This is a genomic window from Aeromonas sp. QDB39 (assembly GCF_027707585.1).
GTDB lineage: Bacteria > Pseudomonadota > Gammaproteobacteria > Enterobacterales > Aeromonadaceae > Aeromonas > Aeromonas hydrophila.
The window spans coordinates 46,306-62,236 of the sequence record NZ_JAPCIV010000005.1 but is presented as its reverse complement, the minus strand read 5'-3'; the positions used below and the strand labels follow the sequence as shown (position 1 = coordinate 62,236).

At 65.0% G+C, this 15,931-nt stretch carries 15 protein-coding genes; 5 read left to right on the top strand and 10 right to left on the bottom strand.

All coding sequences use genetic code 11. The features are described from left to right. Positions 1 to 64: 64 nt before the first annotated feature. The 7 genes from PG899_RS04225 to PG899_RS04195 form a co-directional block, all read right to left on the bottom strand. On the bottom strand, positions 65 to 1,426 hold the full coding sequence (locus PG899_RS04225) for a DUF4910 domain-containing protein (RefSeq protein ID WP_077096295.1): 1,362 nt from the start codon (positions 1,424 to 1,426) through the stop codon (positions 65 to 67). Continuing rightward, positions 1,423 to 1,827 carry a VOC family protein gene (locus tag PG899_RS04220; protein WP_077096294.1) on the bottom strand — a complete coding sequence of 135 codons (405 nt, stop codon included), beginning with the start codon at positions 1,825 to 1,827 and terminating at the stop codon, positions 1,423 to 1,425. Before PG899_RS04220 ends, PG899_RS04225 begins: the two co-directional genes overlap by 4 nt. Next, on the bottom strand, positions 1,817 to 2,581 hold the full coding sequence (locus tag PG899_RS04215) for an AAC(3) family N-acetyltransferase (protein WP_042879827.1): 765 nt from the start codon (positions 2,579 to 2,581) through the stop codon (positions 1,817 to 1,819). Before PG899_RS04215 ends, PG899_RS04220 begins: the two co-directional genes overlap by 11 nt. Beyond that, positions 2,578 to 2,802 carry an acyl carrier protein gene (locus PG899_RS04210; RefSeq protein ID WP_005306755.1) on the bottom strand — a complete coding sequence of 75 codons (225 nt, stop codon included), beginning with the start codon at positions 2,800 to 2,802 and terminating at the stop codon, positions 2,578 to 2,580. The genes PG899_RS04215 and PG899_RS04210 overlap by 4 nt, the downstream gene beginning before the upstream one ends. Continuing rightward, complete coding sequence (locus PG899_RS04205) at positions 2,795 to 4,477, bottom strand: HAD-IIIC family phosphatase (protein WP_179101423.1); 1,683 nt, start codon at positions 4,475 to 4,477, stop codon at positions 2,795 to 2,797. The genes PG899_RS04210 and PG899_RS04205 overlap by 8 nt, the downstream gene beginning before the upstream one ends. A 97-nt stretch (positions 4,478 to 4,574) precedes the next feature. Continuing rightward, complete coding sequence (locus PG899_RS04200; RefSeq protein ID WP_077096293.1) at positions 4,575 to 5,108, bottom strand: ATP--cob(I)alamin adenosyltransferase; 534 nt, start codon at positions 5,106 to 5,108, stop codon at positions 4,575 to 4,577. An 87-nt stretch (positions 5,109 to 5,195) separates the two neighbouring features. Beyond that, positions 5,196 to 6,338: a DUF5610 domain-containing protein gene (locus PG899_RS04195; protein ID WP_077096292.1), complete on the bottom strand. Its 1,143-nt coding sequence runs from the start codon at positions 6,336 to 6,338 to the stop codon at positions 5,196 to 5,198. Between the two features lie 170 nt (positions 6,339 to 6,508). Here PG899_RS04195 and trmA point away from each other — a divergent pair, with 170 nt between their 5' ends. The 4 genes from trmA to PG899_RS04175 all read left to right on the top strand — a co-directional run bounded on the left by trmA (position 6,509) and on the right by PG899_RS04175 (position 10,182). Beyond that, positions 6,509 to 7,642: a tRNA (uridine(54)-C5)-methyltransferase TrmA gene (trmA, locus tag PG899_RS04190; protein ID WP_077096291.1), complete on the top strand. Its 1,134-nt coding sequence runs from the start codon at positions 6,509 to 6,511 to the stop codon at positions 7,640 to 7,642. 149 nt (positions 7,643 to 7,791) lie between these two features. Continuing rightward, complete coding sequence (gene rstA / locus PG899_RS04185) at positions 7,792 to 8,502, top strand: two-component system response regulator RstA (protein WP_026140869.1); 711 nt, start codon at positions 7,792 to 7,794, stop codon at positions 8,500 to 8,502. Between the two features lie 117 nt (positions 8,503 to 8,619). Then, on the top strand, positions 8,620 to 9,945 hold the full coding sequence (gene rstB, locus PG899_RS04180; RefSeq protein WP_017409702.1) for a two-component system sensor histidine kinase RstB: 1,326 nt from the start codon (positions 8,620 to 8,622) through the stop codon (positions 9,943 to 9,945). A 54-nt stretch (positions 9,946 to 9,999) separates the two neighbouring features. Next, entirely contained in the window at positions 10,000 to 10,182 is a 183-nt protein-coding gene (locus PG899_RS04175) for a hypothetical protein (protein ID WP_010635722.1), read from the top strand. A gap of 76 nt (positions 10,183 to 10,258) precedes the next feature. Here the strand turns inward: PG899_RS04175 and PG899_RS04170 are convergent, their stop codons facing one another. The 3 genes from PG899_RS04170 to rpmE all read right to left on the bottom strand — a co-directional run bounded on the left by PG899_RS04170 (position 10,259) and on the right by rpmE (position 13,513). Further along, complete coding sequence (locus tag PG899_RS04170) at positions 10,259 to 11,515, bottom strand: malic enzyme-like NAD(P)-binding protein (RefSeq protein ID WP_077096289.1); 1,257 nt, start codon at positions 11,513 to 11,515, stop codon at positions 10,259 to 10,261. 181 nt (positions 11,516 to 11,696) lie between these two features. After that, the gene (locus tag PG899_RS04165; protein ID WP_179101422.1) at positions 11,697 to 13,130 is read right to left on the bottom strand and encodes a DUF2867 domain-containing protein; all 1,434 of its coding nucleotides are present in this window, start codon (positions 13,128 to 13,130) and stop codon (positions 11,697 to 11,699) included. 167 nt (positions 13,131 to 13,297) lie between these two features. Further along, complete coding sequence (rpmE, locus tag PG899_RS04160) at positions 13,298 to 13,513, bottom strand: 50S ribosomal protein L31 (protein ID WP_016352348.1); 216 nt, start codon at positions 13,511 to 13,513, stop codon at positions 13,298 to 13,300. Positions 13,514 to 13,660: 147 nt separating this feature from the next. Here rpmE and priA point away from each other — a divergent pair, with 147 nt between their 5' ends. Next, positions 13,661 to 15,868: a primosomal protein N' gene (priA, locus tag PG899_RS04155; RefSeq protein ID WP_076362181.1), complete on the top strand. Its 2,208-nt coding sequence runs from the start codon at positions 13,661 to 13,663 to the stop codon at positions 15,866 to 15,868. Positions 15,869 to 15,931 lie beyond the last annotated feature (63 nt).

The window sequence follows — 15,931 nt, the reverse complement described above, 5'->3', positions numbered from 1 at the left end:
TTCAGCGAGTTGCTGCACGCCAGTCCGCTGCCCGCGGCCGAGCTGGTGATTACCCAGAGCCAGCCTATCTAGTGATCGAGTAGTCTGGTTGCGGGCTGAGACGACGCAGCAGCCCGGCATCCAGCAACATCCGCGCCAGCGGCTCCACCCGCCAGAACGGCGCCCCAATGGTCTCGGCGATCTCGAACAGGGTCAGCTTGCCGTCGCTGTAGGCCAGCAGATTCATCATCTCCCGCACCTGCCAGCCCGAATAGCGGGTCGACAAATCCGGATAGAGCCCCCGCTTGCCGAGCTGGGGTTCGCCCAGCACGGTGATCTCGCAGCGCTCGTCCCGCTCCAGACACTCGATGGCCCGGCGCAGCGCCATGAAGCCGCCAGTCAGACCGGCCGGCGTCACCAGTGAGAGGTCATCGAGCGAGGTGTGGTACTCGGCATAACAGCCGTATCGGCTGCGCATCACCGAGGTGACCGGCAGATCGATGCCGGGCGCACACAGCTGCCGCTCGTTGGAGCCCCGCTCCAGGAAGCTGTAGGCTTTGTAGCCCGGCGCAAGATGACCGAGCACATGGCGACCAATGCGATCCGCCAGCGTGTTGCCTTGGCGTGAGGGCAGGAAGGAGTAGCCACGATCATCGCCAAGGCAGGTCAGATTGAAGCCGGCCAGAGTGCGCTGCTTGAGCTGGTCCAGATGGCGGGAGAGATAGACGATGGCCCCCAGGGTTTCAGGCACCAGCATCAGCCGGTAGCTGTAGCGGCGTGTGGGCAGTGACGCCAGCCAGGCCATCAGAAAGACGCCGACACAGGGGCCGGAGAGCTCGTTGTTGGCCATGGAGGGGTGGCAGGTGTAGCTCGACAGCAGGATCTCCTGCTTGCTCTCCCCCGGCAGCACCCAGTCGCCATAGGTGAGCGAGCCCGGTGCCAGGGTGGCATCGATCACCACCTGATATTCCCCCTCCGGCAGCGCCTCACGCAGCCGATGGGGCAGACAGAAGCCCCAGCGGCGCTTGTAGTAGGAGGTCACATAGGGAATGGCGTCTGGCTGCTCGGGCAGAGAGTGAAGATGGGGCTGCAACTCGGCCAGCGAGAGGGTGCAGCGCACCGGCTCCGAGTAACCAACCAGATGCAGGTTGTGATCCTGGAAGTCCACCACCCTGCGTCCATCCGGCCCCACTATGTAGGCCTCCCGCACGTTCCACTCGTCAGGCACGGTCCAGTCGAAGCACTCGGTACCGCTGGCTACTTCATGAATCTGCAGCTCGGGCAGGCAGTGCTCGCGCCACAGGGCCAGCGACTGCCGTACCCCGTCCCCGGTCAGGCTGCGGTTGAGTGGAAATTGCAGGGTAAGCAGCCGATGCAGCTGTTCACCGATCTGTGCTTGGTCGTCCCAGTCGGTGGGCAGATAGCCGCTCTTGGGTGAAAAACTCATGGGGTGGGTGCCTCGATCAATTCGACAATGTGGCCAAGCGGGCTCAGGAAAAACTGGACGTGGGCGCCGCCAAACGCGATGGCCGGCTGGCTGGGCCCGAGGGGCAGGTGGCGCCGTGCGCGCAGCCGTTCAGCGCTCTCCTGCAGGCTGCTCACCCGATAGGCAAGGTGGTTGATGACGTTGCGCCGGGTCTTGAGCACCTGGGCGACCGGGCTCTCCTCGCCGGCCGGGGCGACCAGCTCGTAGCAGAGGCCATGGTCGTCATGCACGAACTGCACCCAGACCCGTTGCAGCGGATCTTCCACCGCCGCCGAGAAGCGGCTCAGCCCCAGCACGTCGCGGCAATAGGCCACACCGCTCGCCAGGTCCGGCACCACCAGTCCGATATGATCAAACTGCATGGGGTTCTCCTCCCGCCCGGATCAGGGCGTATGGGGCCGCCGCCAGCAATTCGCCGGCAGCCAAGATAAAGTCGCGGCACGACACCGCCCAGACCGGCACCCGCTGGCACAGCGTCTGGCGCCAGGCGCCCCGCTGCTGCAACAGGGCCACCAGCCGGGAGAGGTCGATTTCGCTGGCCAGCGACAGGTCGCGCACATAGTAATCCGCCAGCCACTCCCGCACGCGGCCATCGACGCGCACCCGGCCAGCAAACATCTTGTGATAGCGATAAGAGACAGCCAGCCGCTGCTCCACGTAGTGGGTGAAGGTGATGCGGTCGGGGTGGCAACCCAGCCCCAGCAGCCAGCCGTCCTGCTCCGCCAGCCAGCCGAACGGGCTCTCCTGACCGAAACAGTCGTGACACTCCCGCGCCACCAGTGCAGGCCCCTGCGGGCCGCTGATCGCCATGCTGAAGACGGGATCCCGCGTGCGCACTACCCCTTCACGCTGGCGGAACAGCTCCGTCATCAAGCCCACCTTGCTCGGAGTCTGCGCAGGGTCGAAGCACTCGTCCGCCATCGGGCTGTAACTGAAGGTCGGCACCAGCAGGTGCCCGCCCAGCCACTGCTCCAGGCATGTCCAGAAAGCCGCGATGCCTGCGGCGTTGCCCATGCCGGCAAACTGGGCCACCACCATGGCATCCGAGTGCACCATCAGGGCGCCGCCTCTGGGGATCCCCAGCTCGGTCAGCGCCTGCTCGAGCGCCTGTTTCACACGGCAACCCCTTTGCTCTGCAGGGCTTGCTGGATGTCGGCCAGGCTCTTCAACTCGGCCAGCTCCTGCGGCTCGAACCGCACGGCATAGTGCTGCTCGACCAGCAGCAGCAGGTTGAAGTGACCCAGAGAGTCCCACTCGGGAAAGCTGCCGAGGGCAGACTGTGCGTTGATACTGGCCTGGGGGAACTGCTGGTGTGCCAGCGCGATAAGGTCATTCATTGGCGTAGAACTCCAAAAACGGGAGAGAAAGAGAGCAGAGATCCAGACTGAGGAACAGCTCGTCCGCCAGCGGCAGCAACCCCGCTGGAGTGGTTATCGGCCGGGTGGGCAGGCTCGCCAGAAAATCCCGCGCCGGCTGGTTGCGGGTGGTGGCAATCAGGCTGATGACCAGCTCTGTCACGCCTTGCGCCCGCAGATGGTTTGCCAGTTGCGCCAGCAGCCAGTATTCAAAGCCGCGCCCCAGCACCCGGCAGCTGATGGCCAGGGTATCCAGCAGCGCCCTGCCCTCGTCGAGCGGGCGCACCACCAGCAGCGCCGTCATGCCGTGATCGGCGAATCGGTCTCGCAGGCTGGCCAGCCAGACGTCGCCCCCCTCACTGACCAGCCGGACCAGCTCCGCCGCCTGATAGCGGCGGCCGGAGAGGTTGAACTGATTGGTCTTCTGGCTGAGCTGTTCGGCTCGCAACTGGTGACCCGGGGAGAGCGGCTGCCAGTCGGCCTGCAGCGCCAATTGCCGCAGGAAGGCATGCTCGTCGCCCAGTTGCCGGCGCACCACTTCGGCCTCGGCCTGGGCCTGATAAGAGAGCTGCCGCAGGCCGTCATCCCGGCTCTGGTGGCGACTGCACAGGGCCGGCAGCGTCAGCAGGGCATCCGGCCAGCTCCAGAGATCGGCCGGCGGGGTCATCACCATCACCTCGGGGCAGTTGGCCTGCACCTCGGCCCGCTCCAGCTCGCTGTCATCCCAGAATACCAGGCTGTCCAGCCCGACATTGAGGCGCATGGCCAGCCGCCGCAGCCCCTGGGATTTTGGCTCCCAGCCAATTTCGGCAGCGGCGATCTGCGCCCGTGTCAGCACCATGCCCGGATGCTCGTCAAACAGCCGCCACACATCGTCCGCCAGATTCTTGGAGCAGAGCGCCAGCACTATGCCCTGCCCGTGCCAGTGGCTGGCTGCCTGCTGAAAGGCCTGGTAGAGCCGGCCCATGCCGTCCTGCCCCAGCAGAACGCCGCCGACACCGTCTTCGCCGACCACGCCGCCCCACAGGGTATTGTCGCAGTCGAGCACCAGCACCTTGTGGGCGGGTTGCTGCAACCGCTGCAGCAAGGGGAGAATCCACTGCGCCAGGCTGGCCAGACCGGCCATGGAGAAGGGGCAGGACATCAGATAGAGGTTGCGCCGATCGAAGCAGTGCTGGCGGCCATGCTGTTGCAGCCAGAGCGGCAGGTGCAAGTCATCCAAACCGGGTTGCTGCAGGCGCAGGCGAACCATCTGCTGCTCGAACGCACTGGCCAGCGCGGCGAGCACGGCAGGGGCCGGGCCATAGACACAGAGCGGGGCATGGCTGCAGGCCCCCACCAGCAGATGATCCTGCGGGCGGCGCTGCAGATGCTGCAACAGAGGCTGGCAGAGCGCGTCGACAAAGGCGGCGACCGCCAGCTGCTGCTCATCCTGCGCCAGACGGCCCCACTCCTGCAGGGTCCTGGCTGGCACCAGATCTTCCCACAGCCAGATGATGATGTGGGTCCCGGCCGCAGCCTCGGCGCTCTGGTGCATCAGGGTCTGCAACCACTGGCCGTGGGGGGCCACCTGCACTTCGCCGTATTCAGCCAGGGGTCGCCAGGCGAGATTGCCCGGCATCAAGAACGAACTGCCACTGAGATGAAGCATGGTCATGACCTTCCCCACTGCGCTACCGGAACCATCCCGGTGACCGACAAATGGGATGATCGTGTTTGATCTTCATGAAAAACAAAAGCTTTTTTGGCCGTATTCAGTAGTTGATGCTGACGTAGGGCACCTCGTCCACCTGCCACAGCTGCTTGAGGTAGACGGTCAGCACGAAGAAGAAGTTGGCCAGCAGGTTGGCGAACCGATAGAGAATGAGGTCGAAGCGCACCCCGCTCTCCTCCAGCCGCACCAGCAGCCGTACCACCTTCTTGCTGCCGCAGCGGCACAGATGCAGGGTCGGGATCGGCTGCGGCCCTTGCGGCAGCACGAAACCGGTGACCCGGCCGCGGCTCGCCTCGTTGTAGTGATCGTAACGCCCCTTCAGCCACGCCAGATCCTCCTCGAAGATGCCGAGCCTCCCGCGCACCGAGCCGTTGAGGTTGTAGATAAGCCGCTGCAGCGCCGCGAGATCCGCCTGCATGGGCGCAATCTCGGCCTCCTGAGCCAGGTGTGACAACACGGCGCCCACCTGGCAGCAGAGCTCGTCGGTGGCGATCTCGTAGTCACACTGGAACTGGGTTTCGAAGATGAAGGGGTAGCAAAGCTCGCGCTTGTCTCTGGGCTTTTTCGGGTTCATGGGCTGGCCGGATCGGGAAAAAGGCCAGTTTGCCAGCCCCCGCAGGAGCTGGCAAACGGCCGGTCATGGTCCTCGATTCGAAACGGTTCAGACGCTCTTGCTGCTGGCATCCGTCGCCGGCTGGAACTGGCCGATCATCCGCAGCGCATCCAGCATCCGCTGGTTGAAGCTGGTGAAGCTGCCCACCTGGGCCGGATCGCTCTGGCCACGAGCTGCCAGCACCGCCGGTGTCAGCGCCTGCTGCTGGGATGCCGGCAGCAGGGTATCCGCCTGCTGCTGCACCTGATCCAGCTTGGGCAGGTAGTCGGCCAGCGGCTTGAGCATCTCCTGCAGGGAGTGCGCCCCCTGATAGGTCTGGCTCAGCTTGAGGCTCTGCTTGAGTTTGAGCGAATAGGAGGCCAGCTGGCTGTCATCCAGCTTCAGCTCGCCCGCCTTCTTCAACAGGTCGTCGAAATTGCCGGAGAAGAAGTTGCCGGCCAGATCGTCGATCCCCTTGACCAGCTTGCCGATGGAGTCCATCTCCTCGCTGCTCAGGTTGCCCTCCAGCGAGAAGCTGAAGCTCTGACTCGACTTGAGGCTGAACTGGCTGCCGCTGTCATCCTTCTGGGACTTGGTCTGCCAGCTGTCGTTGAAGCGCAGCACCACCTTGTCGCCATCCTTGGTCTGGATCTCCAGCGAGCCCTGCTGGCGGCTGGCCATCTCGGCCTGGCCCATGTCGGTAGTGGAGACCTTGCCGAAGAACTCCTTCTCGAACTGATCGAGCCCCTCCTGGATCAGCTTGTAGCTCTGATCCATGCCAGTCTTGATGTCGGAATTGTCCGCCCAGTCGCCGAGCTGCTTCCTGGCGTCGCCAAAGCCCTTGTCCACCCCCTTGCGGGCCTGCTCCATCATGCCGGTCAGGCTGTCGTCCGACTTGCCGTCGGCCCGGGCAGCCCCCAGCCGCCCGGTGACAAACTGCAGTACGTTGTCGGCCACCGACTGGAAGTCGAACAGGGTATCCGGGGTCACCGCCTCCGGCTGATCCTGCGCCTTGGGCGCCTTGTAACCCTGGCCATTGATCTCCAGCGCGAACTGCAGCGCCTGCTGCACCAGCACCTGCGCCCATTTCGGCGCCTTGTGCAACGAGACTTCGTCCTCGTTGTTTACCGGCTTCGAGTCCGCCTGCTGGGGCGATTTGGGAGCAACACCCACTCCCTTGGGTTGGGCCGCGCCCACTCCGTCGATCTGCATAATGTGTCCTCCCACCATGCCTGTAGATCAGCTATCGGCCTGACTGCACACTTCTTGACCACAAAATACTGGACAATCTGCGGCGGCCTTTTAAAATCGGGCCCCTTTGGGTGGCTGCAGGCTTCCCCCGATTTCGACCCGGCCAGACCGGTGTGCATGTGAGGTAAATCATGACCCAATCCCAGCAGGTTTCCGCCGATCCGGCGCCCCTTCGAACCCCGGCCGACTATCAGGCCCAGCTCGACGAGAAGCGCGAGCGCCTCTGCGGGTTGTTTGCCGACTTCACCCTGCCTGCGCTGGAAGTGCACGCCTCCCCCGCCGAACACTACCGGATGCGCGCCGAGTTTCGCATCTGGCACGACGGTGACGACCTGTACCACTGCATGTATGCACCGGCCACCAAGGAGATCATCCGGGTCGACCAGTTCCCCACCGCCAGCCGCCTCATCAACCAGCTGATGCCGATGCTGCTGGAGGGGCTGCGCCCGCACCCCGTGCTGCGCCGCAAGCTGTTCCAGATCGACTACCTCTCGACCCAGTCAGGCCAGATCTGCATCAGCCTGCTCTACCATCGCAAGCTGGAGAGCGAGTGGCAGCAGGCCGCCGAAGCGCTGCAGGCCGACCTGCGGGCCAAGGGATTCGAGCTGCAGCTGATTGGCCGGGCCCACAAGCAGAAGATCTGCCTGGGGGAGGAGTTCGTCATCGAACGGTTGAATGTGCAGGGCCGCGAGCTGGTCTACAAGCAGGTGGAAAACAGCTTCACCCAGCCCAACGCCGCCATCAACGAACAGATGCTGGGCTGGGCGCTGGACGTGACCAAGGGGAGCGAGGGCGACCTGCTGGAGCTCTACTGCGGCAACGGCAACTTCTCCATCGCCCTGGCGCAGAACTTCCGCAAGGTGCTGGCCACCGAGATCGCCAAGCCGAGCGTGGACTCCGCCCAGTTCAACATCGCCGCCAACGGCGTCGACAACCTGATCATCCTGCGCATGTCAGCCGAGGAGTTCACCATGGCGATGCGCGGTGAGCGGGAGTTCAACCGCCTCAAGGGGGTGGATCTGGGCGCCTACCAGTGCAACACCATCTTCGTCGACCCGCCCCGGGCCGGCCTCGACGACGCCACCGTCAAGCTGGTGCAGGATTACGACAACATCCTCTACATCTCCTGCAACCCAGAGACCCTGCAGGCCAACATGGCGGTGCTCGGCGAAACCCACGAAATCGCCCGCTTCGCCCTGTTCGATCAGTTCCCCTGGACTCACCATATGGAAGCCGGCGTCTATCTCAAACGTAAGGCGAGCTGATGTCACAGGGGAGGCAGCTCCCACTCGACCAGCAAAACAAGACAGGGCCCGCGGGCCCTGTTTGATTATTTAACCCTGTGCATGGGGCGGCCGGAGCCGCTATGCTGGCGGCACGCGCATCCGCGCCACAGTCTGGGTGTCATGCCACCATGCAACGCATTCTTTTTGTTGAAGATGATCCCGAGATAGGCCAGCTCATCAGCAGCTGGCTGGCCCGCCACGACATGGAAGTGCTGCTGGAGCCGAGGGGCGATCGGGCGCTGGCCAGGGTCGAGGCCGAGCAGCCGGACCTGGTGCTGCTCGACATCATGCTGCCGGGTCAGGATGGTCTCTCCCTGTGCCGGGATCTGCGCCCGCGCTTTGCCGGCCCCATCGTCATGCTCACTTCGCTGGACAGCGACATGAACCAGATCCTGAGCCTGGAGCTGGGCGCCAACGACTACATCCTCAAGACCACGCCGCCCCCTGTGCTGCTGGCCCGGCTGCGGGTCCAGTTCCGCCAGCAGGGGCAACAGGCCCCGCAACCCGTGGTCGCCAGCACGCCTCCCCAGCGCCTGCAGTTTGGCCGGCTGCAGATCGACGGGCCGGGCCGGGACGTGCGCCTCGACGGCGACAGCATTCCGCTCTCCACCGCCGATTTCGATCTCCTGTGGGAGCTGGCCTGCCACGCCGGCCAGATCCTGGGACGGGAGGCGCTGTTTCGCAGCCTGCGCGGTCGCGACTACGACGGCCAGGATCGCAGCATGGACGTGGCCATCTCCCGCCTGCGCCGCAAGCTGGGGGACGACACCAGCAACCCGACCCGCATCAAGACGGTACGCCAGAAAGGCTACCTGCTGGTGCCCCAGGCCTGGGAATAAGCCCCGCCGAATGACCTTGATGCTCTCTGCTCCCTTCTCCCCTTGCGGGAGAAGGGTTGGGGATGAGGGGGCAGCAAGGCAATGCCCAGACGCAATCCAGGCAAGAGGAGAGCCCCCATGCGCCGCCTGTTCATCCAGTTCTATCTGCTGCTGATCGGCTGTTTCACCCTGGCCATCCTGCTGGTCGGCATGGTCTATCAGGTCACCGCCGAGCGGGCGGGAGATCGCTATCTGGAGCGGATGATGCAGGGCTCCCTCGGCCTGCTCACCGGCGAGCTGGCCCGCTTGCCGCCGGAGCACTGGCCCGCCCGCATGGCCGAGCAGAGCCGCCAGCTCACCCTGCCGCTGCAGATCGGCGCCCTCGCCAACCAGCCGCTGGCCAACGAGGATCAGGCCTTTCTGGAGGCCGGCAACATCGTCATCGTCGAGGAGGATGACACCTTCCTGCAGCGCATCCCGGGCACAGATCAGGTGCTGATCGTCGGCCCAGTCCCCTATCTCTCCTACCTGCACGAGCTGCACTGGGTCGATGTGGGGCTGCTGCTGGTCATCGGCCTCTCGCTGGGGCTGCCGATCCTGCTCTGGCTGCGCCCGCACTGGCGCGGCCTGCAACAGCTCGAACAGACCGCCCGCCGGGTCGGTGACGGCGATCTCTCCTGTCGCACCCGTTTGCCGCCCGGCAGCAGCCTGGGCCGGGTCGGCCGCACCTTCGACCAGATGACCGAGCAGCTGCAGGCCATGCTGGCCAGCCGCAAGCAGCTGACCGACGCCATCGCCCACGAGCTGCGCACCCCGCTGGTGCGGCTGCGCTACCGGCTCGCCATGCTGGATCCGGCACCCTCGGCCGAGGAGCAGCAGGGGCTGGAGCGGGATCTCGGCGCGCTGGACGCCCTCATCGAGGAGATGCTCACCTACGCCAGGCTCGATCGCCCCGAGCTGCCGCTGCAGTGCAGCGAGCTGGAGCTCGGCAGCTGGGCCGGCAGCCGCCTCGCCGACTGGCAGGCGCTGCGGCCGGACAAGCGGCTCGACTTCGTGCGCCCGGCCATGGCCCTGCCTTGGCGCGGCGATACGCGCCTGCTGGATCGGGCGCTGGAGAACCTCATCGGCAACGCCCTGCGCCACGCCGCCGGCCGGGTGACCCTCAGCATGGCGCGTCAGCAGGATCTCTATCTGCTGGAGGTGGCCGACGACGGCGCCGGCATCGATCCCGCGCTGGCGCCGCAGATCTTCGAGCCCTTCGTACGGCTGGATCAGAGCCGCGACCGACGCACCGGCGGTGCCGGGCTGGGGCTGGCCATCGTGCGCAGCATCGCCCGCCACCACGGCGGTGAGGTGCAACTGCTGCCAAGCAGCAGCGGTGCCCGTTTCTGCCTGATGCTGCCTGTACATTTGGATACAAACCGTCACCAGTCACTCACTGAACCGCAGGTCGAACAGCCCTAGGATGAAGTCATGGAGAAACGCTCCATGTCATCAACCCGAATGAGGAACTGGAATATGAACAAGCTGATCCCCCTGAGCCTGGCTGCTGTCTTCGCCCTGACCTCCGGCTTCACCATGGCTGCCACCCCGACCAAGGCTGCCGCTCCCCAGGCTACCCAGACCAAGGTCGTGAAAAAACACCACAAGGCTGCCCACGCCAAGGCGCCAGCCGTCAAGGTTGCTCCCAAGACCAAGTAATCGACCAACAAGCTTCCCGTAATAAAAAGGGGCCCCGACATGGGGCCCCTTCTGTTTTCTGCGCGCTTGCCCTGGCTCAGCCCAGCATGTAGTCCGCCGGCAGGGCGATGCGGGCCACCCCGGACTCCACCGCCGCCAGTGCCACGGCACGGGCGACGCGCGGCAGCAGACGGGCATCCATCGGCTTGGGAATGACGTAGTCCTTGCCGAAGGCCAGCTCGCTGACGCCGGCGGCGGTCAGCACCTCGGCCGGTACCGGCTCTTTGGCCAGACCACGGATCGCCTCGACCGCGGCGATCTTCATGGCATCGTTGATGCGGCTGGCACGAGCGTCGAGGGCGCCGCGGAAGATGAAGGGGAAGCAGAGCACGTTGTTGATCTGGTTCGGATAGTCGGAACGACCGGTACCCATGATGAGGTCACCGCGCACTGCGTGAGCCAGTGCGGGCTTGATCTCGGGATCCGGGTTGGAGCAGGCGAAGATCACCGGGTTGGGGGCCATCAGCGCCACCGCCTCGGCGGGCAGCACATCCGGGCCGGAGACACCGACGAACACGTCCGCCCCGTCGATCACCTCCATCAGGGTGCGCAGGGGGGTGTCATTGGCGAAGCGCTGCTTGTACTGGTTCAGATCGGTGCGAGCGCTGTGGATGACGCCCTGACGATCCAGCATGAAGATGTTGTGGGGCTTGGCGCCACACTTGATCAGCAGGTCCATGCAAGCGGTAGCGGCAGCCCCGGCGCCCATGCAGACGATGCGGCTGTCGCCAATCTGCTTGCCCTGCACTTCCAGCGCGTTGAGCAGGCCGGCGGCGGTGACGATGGCGGTACCGTGCTGATCATCGTGGAACACCGGGATGTCGCAGCGCTCGATCAGCGCCTGCTCGATCTCGAAGCACTCGGGGGCCTTGATGTCTTCCAGGTTGATGCCGCCGAAGGTGTCGGCGATGGCGGCGACCGTGTCGATGAACTGCGCGCTGGTCTCGTGCTTCACTTCGATGTCGATGGCGTCGATGCCGGCAAAGCGCTTGAACAGCAGGGCCTTGCCCTCCATCACCGGCTTGGAGGCCAGTGGACCCAGATTGCCCAGCCCCAGAATGGCGGTGCCGTTGGAGATGACGGCCACCAGGTTGCCCTTGCCGGTGTAGCGGTAGGCATCGGCCGGGTTGGCGGCGATCTCGCGCACCGGCTCGGCGACGCCCGGGCTGTAGGCCAGCGCCAGATCGCGGGCGGTCTCGGCGGGCTTGGTGAGGGCGATGGCGATTTTGCCCGGCACGGGCTGGGCGTGGTAATCGAGTGCTTGTTGACGAAGATCGTGACGCTGATCGGACATGGGGGACCCCGATACGGTAGTGAATTGAGTGGTGCATTGGCTCGCCCACGGGCGAGGGCTGGGGATCATAAAGAAAACCATCGGGCTTTCACAGAGGAAAGTATCGTCACCCAGCCACTGACAAGCCAGTAATTAGCATGTCATGCCAACCGCGAATACCCATTTAGTTATAGATATGGTTTCACCCCATCACAGGAATGCCGGCTTTCGCCTCCGCCTGTCTGGCGATCGCCTCCGTCATGCCCTGGAAGATGAAGAGGTGGAACGGCAGCATGGCGAGCCAGTAGGCCAGTCCCCAGGCCCCCTGTGGATGCCAGTGGGCCGTCACCTTGAGCCGGGTCAGCCCCGACTCCTCCGGCAGTATGTTGAACTCCAGCCGGCCCACGCCGGGGGCCCGCATGTTGAACAGCAGATCCAGCCTGCGCCCCTCGTCCACTCCGAGGATCTGCCAGGAGTCCAGCATGTCCCCCTTCACGAAGCGATCCGGGTTGGTGCGACCGCGGGTCAGCGCCGGGCCGCCGATCAGGTGATCCATCCATTCGCGCACCACCCACAGCTGATTCATGTAGAAGTAGCGCTGCTCGCCCCCCAGCTGCTGCAGTACCTGCCACACCACCTCGGGCGAGGCGAGGCAGATGGCATCGCCGCTGGCGGTGCGGTCATAGAAACCGTACTCGGGATGGCGCCAGCGCAGGCCGAGCGGGGTCTCCTCCCCCTGCTGCTCGGCGCCCAGCTGCTGCTCCAGGGAGAGGCTCTCGGCCAGCGCCTCGTCGAAGCTGAGCAGGGTTTGTGGCAGCAGGGCCCGCAGCGGGCCGTCGTCGGCCGGGATGTCGTGCTTGAGGCCACCCACCAGCGCCTTGGCCACCGGCTGTGGCACCGAGGTGACAAACTGCAGCCACCAGGCGGAGAGGCGCGGGCTGAGAAACGGCAGCGGGATGATGGGGCAGCGCTTGCCGATATGGGCGGCGAACTTCTGCAACTGCTGCTGATAGCTGAGCAGCTCGGGACCGGCGGCATTGAAGATCTGGCCGTCCACCCCATCGGCCTCCACCAGTCCGCCCAGATAGTGCAGCAGGTTGGAAAGCCCAATGGGCGGCGTACGCGAGCGCACCCACTTGGGCGTCACCATCATCGGCAGGTTGAACACCAGATCCCGCATCACCTCGAAGGCCGCGGAGCCGGGCCCCACTATGATGCCGGCGCGCAGCTCCACCGTCGGCACGCCGGCGCCCCGAAACAGCTCGCCGCAATAACGGCGGGAGTTGAGGTGGCGGCTGTTGCACTGCTCAGGCTGGATCGCGCCCAGATAGATGATGCGACGCACCCCGGCGGCGCGGGCGGCGGCGGCGAAGTTCTTCACCCCCTGCTGCTCCAGCCGGTGGAAGTCGGCCCCCGCCCCCATGGCGTGCACCAGATAGAAGACGGTGTCGATGCCGGCCAGGGCGGGCAGCAATGTGATCGGCTTGAGGCTGTCGGCAAGGCGAAACTCCACCCCGGGCGGCAGACGGCAGGGGCGCCGCGCCCCGGCAATCACCCGATAACCCAGTTCTTGCAGATGGGGCACCAGGTAAGAACCTATGTAGCCCGCCGCCCCCATCACCAGACAATCACGCATCTGCACACTCCCTGTCTTGCCCATGTTACCGCCCCTCATCTTCGCCTCTGCTCCCGCAAAGGGAGAGAGGAGAGTCCCACCATAGGGCAAAGCGGGCCGTTACAGAACGCCGACCAATAAAAAAGGCGCCCATTGGGCGCCTTTTTCAGAATTCTTCAGAAGTAGAATTACTTCTTGGTGGTCATCGCACCGAAACGCTTGTTGAACTTGTCTACGCGGCCGCCGCTAGAAACTTCTTTCTGCTTGCCGGTATAGAACGGGTGGCACTCGGAGCACACGTCCAGGTTCAGATCTTTACCCAGGGTAGAGAAGGTGTTGATGACGTTACCGCAAGAGCACTTGGCGGTGATGGCTACGTAGTCAGGATGGATACCAGCTTTCATGGACAACCTCAATTATCAGGCCGTGTCGCTATCCGATCTTCTGTCGGACACCACACGATTGTTGAACACAGTTTCAAAGGCTGCGAATAATATAGGAAATGCCTGAGTTCAGGCAAGTGGCTTCGCAGAAAAAATAGGCAATCTCTGGTGAATTCTTCCCAAACGCTGGATCTGGTTCGTGTGGCTGTGCCGGTGCCGTTACGCCGTCACTTTGACTATCTCTCCCCCCTGCCTTTGCCTGCTCCCGGCTGCCGGGTCGAGATCCCGTTCGGCCCGCAAACCCTGGTCGGGCTGGTGGTGGATCACCCGGCCGACAGCCAGGTGCCGCGCAACAAGCTCAAGCCGATCAAACGCGTGCTTGATGGCGCTCCCGTGCTGGGGCCCGACATTCTGGCGCTGATGAACTGGAGCGCCAGCTACTACCAGCACCCGCTGGGGGAGGTGCTGCCCCACGCCCTGCCGGTGCTGGTGCGCAAGGGGGAGCCCGCCGCCTATCGAGAGCTGGAGTTCTGGTTCGCCACCGAGGCCGGCATGGCGGTCGATCTCAACGAGCTCAAGCGAGCGGCCAAGCAGCAGCAGGCGCTCGCCCTGCTGCGCAAGGGGCCGCAGACCCCCTCCGCCCTCAAGCAGGAGGAGATCCAGAGCGCCGCACTCACCGCGCTGGAGAAGAAGGGGCTGCTGGAGAAGCGTTCGCTGGAACCGAGCCATGACGGCGACTGGGTTGCCCGCTTCGAGCCGGGTGAGGGGCTGCGCCTCAACGGCGAACAGGCGCTGGCGGTCTCCGCCGTCACCAGCCAGAGCGACCAGTTTGGCGCCTTCCTGCTGGACGGCATCACCGGCTCCGGCAAGACCGAGGTTTACCTGAGCATCCTCGAGCCCCTGCTCAAGGCAGGCAAGCAGGCACTGGTGATGGTACCCGAGATCGGCCTCACTCCGCAGACCATCAACCGCTTCCGGCGCCGCTTCAACGTGCCGGTGGTGGCGATGAACTCCGCCATGAACGATCGGGAGCGGCTCGACGCCTGGCTCGCCTGCCGCGACGGCGGTGCCGCCATCCTGATCGGCACCCGCTCCGCGGTGTTCACCCCGTTTCACAACCTCGGCATCATCATCATCGACGAGGAGCACGACGGCTCCTTCAAGCAGCAGGACGGTTTTCGCTACCACGCGCGGGATCTGGCGGTGATGCGGGCCCATCGTGCCGGCATTCCCATCCTGCTCGGCTCGGCCACCCCGTCGCTGGAGACATTGCACAACGCCCGCAGCGGCAAGTATCACCACCTCACGCTCACTCGCCGCGCCGGTAACGCCCAGACTGCTCGTCAGGTGATCCTGGACATCAAGAACGTGCGGCTGCAGGCCGGTCTCTCCCCTCAGCTGGAGCAGCTGATGGCGGAACATCTGGCGGCGGGCAACCAGGTGATGCTGTTTCTCAACCGTCGTGGCTATGCCCCGGCTCTGATTTGCCACCAATGCGGCTGGAGCGCCGCCTGCGAGCGTTGTGACGCCTGGTACACCTGGCACCAGGCCGGGCGGCGGCTGCACTGCCACCACTGCGACAGCGTCCGACCCCTTCCCCACCACTGCCCCGAGTGCGGCAGCAACGAACTAATCGGCTCCGGCGTTGGCACCGAACAGCTGGAGCAGCTGCTTAGCACCGTGTTCCCGCAATATCCGGTGGTGCGCATCGATCGGGACAACACCCGTCGCAAGGGGGAGTTGGAAACCCACCTCGGCGACATCAAGGCGGGCAAGTACAAGATCCTGATCGGTACCCAGATGCTGGCCAAGGGCCACCACTTCCCGGATGTGACGTTGGTGGGGCTGCTGGATGTGGATGGCGCCCTGTTCAGCGCCGATTTTCGCGCCGCCGAGAAGCTGGCCCAGCTCTACACCCAGGTGGCGGGCCGCGCCGGCCGCGCCAGCAAGCCGGGGTTGGTGGTGCTGCAGAGCCACCATCCGGAGCACGCCCTGCTGCAGGATCTGACCCAGAACGGCTATGGCCACTTCGCCGACACGGCGCTGAAAGAGCGCCGCCTGCTGGGGCTGCCACCGTTCAGCTATCAGGGGCTGTTTCGGGCCGAGGCCAACGGCCGCGACGAGGTGCAGCTGTTCCTCAGCCGTCTCGCCGATACCCTGCGCAGCGCCCGCTATCCCCATGTTCAGGTGCTGGGGCCCATCAGCGGCTTCATGGAGCGCAAGGCGGGCAAGTTCCGCATGCAGTTGCTGGTGCAGGGGCCAAACCGGGCGCCACTGGCCCAGTTGCTGGATTGGGCGGTGAAGGAGCTGGAGGGGTGGCCCGAGACCAAGCGGGTGCGCTGGAGCCTCGACATCGACCCCACCGAGCTGAACTGAGTCGGATTCTGGTCGCTGATGGTGAAGCGCCCGCTGGCGCGCGGCGTCAGCGACCGGGTTTGC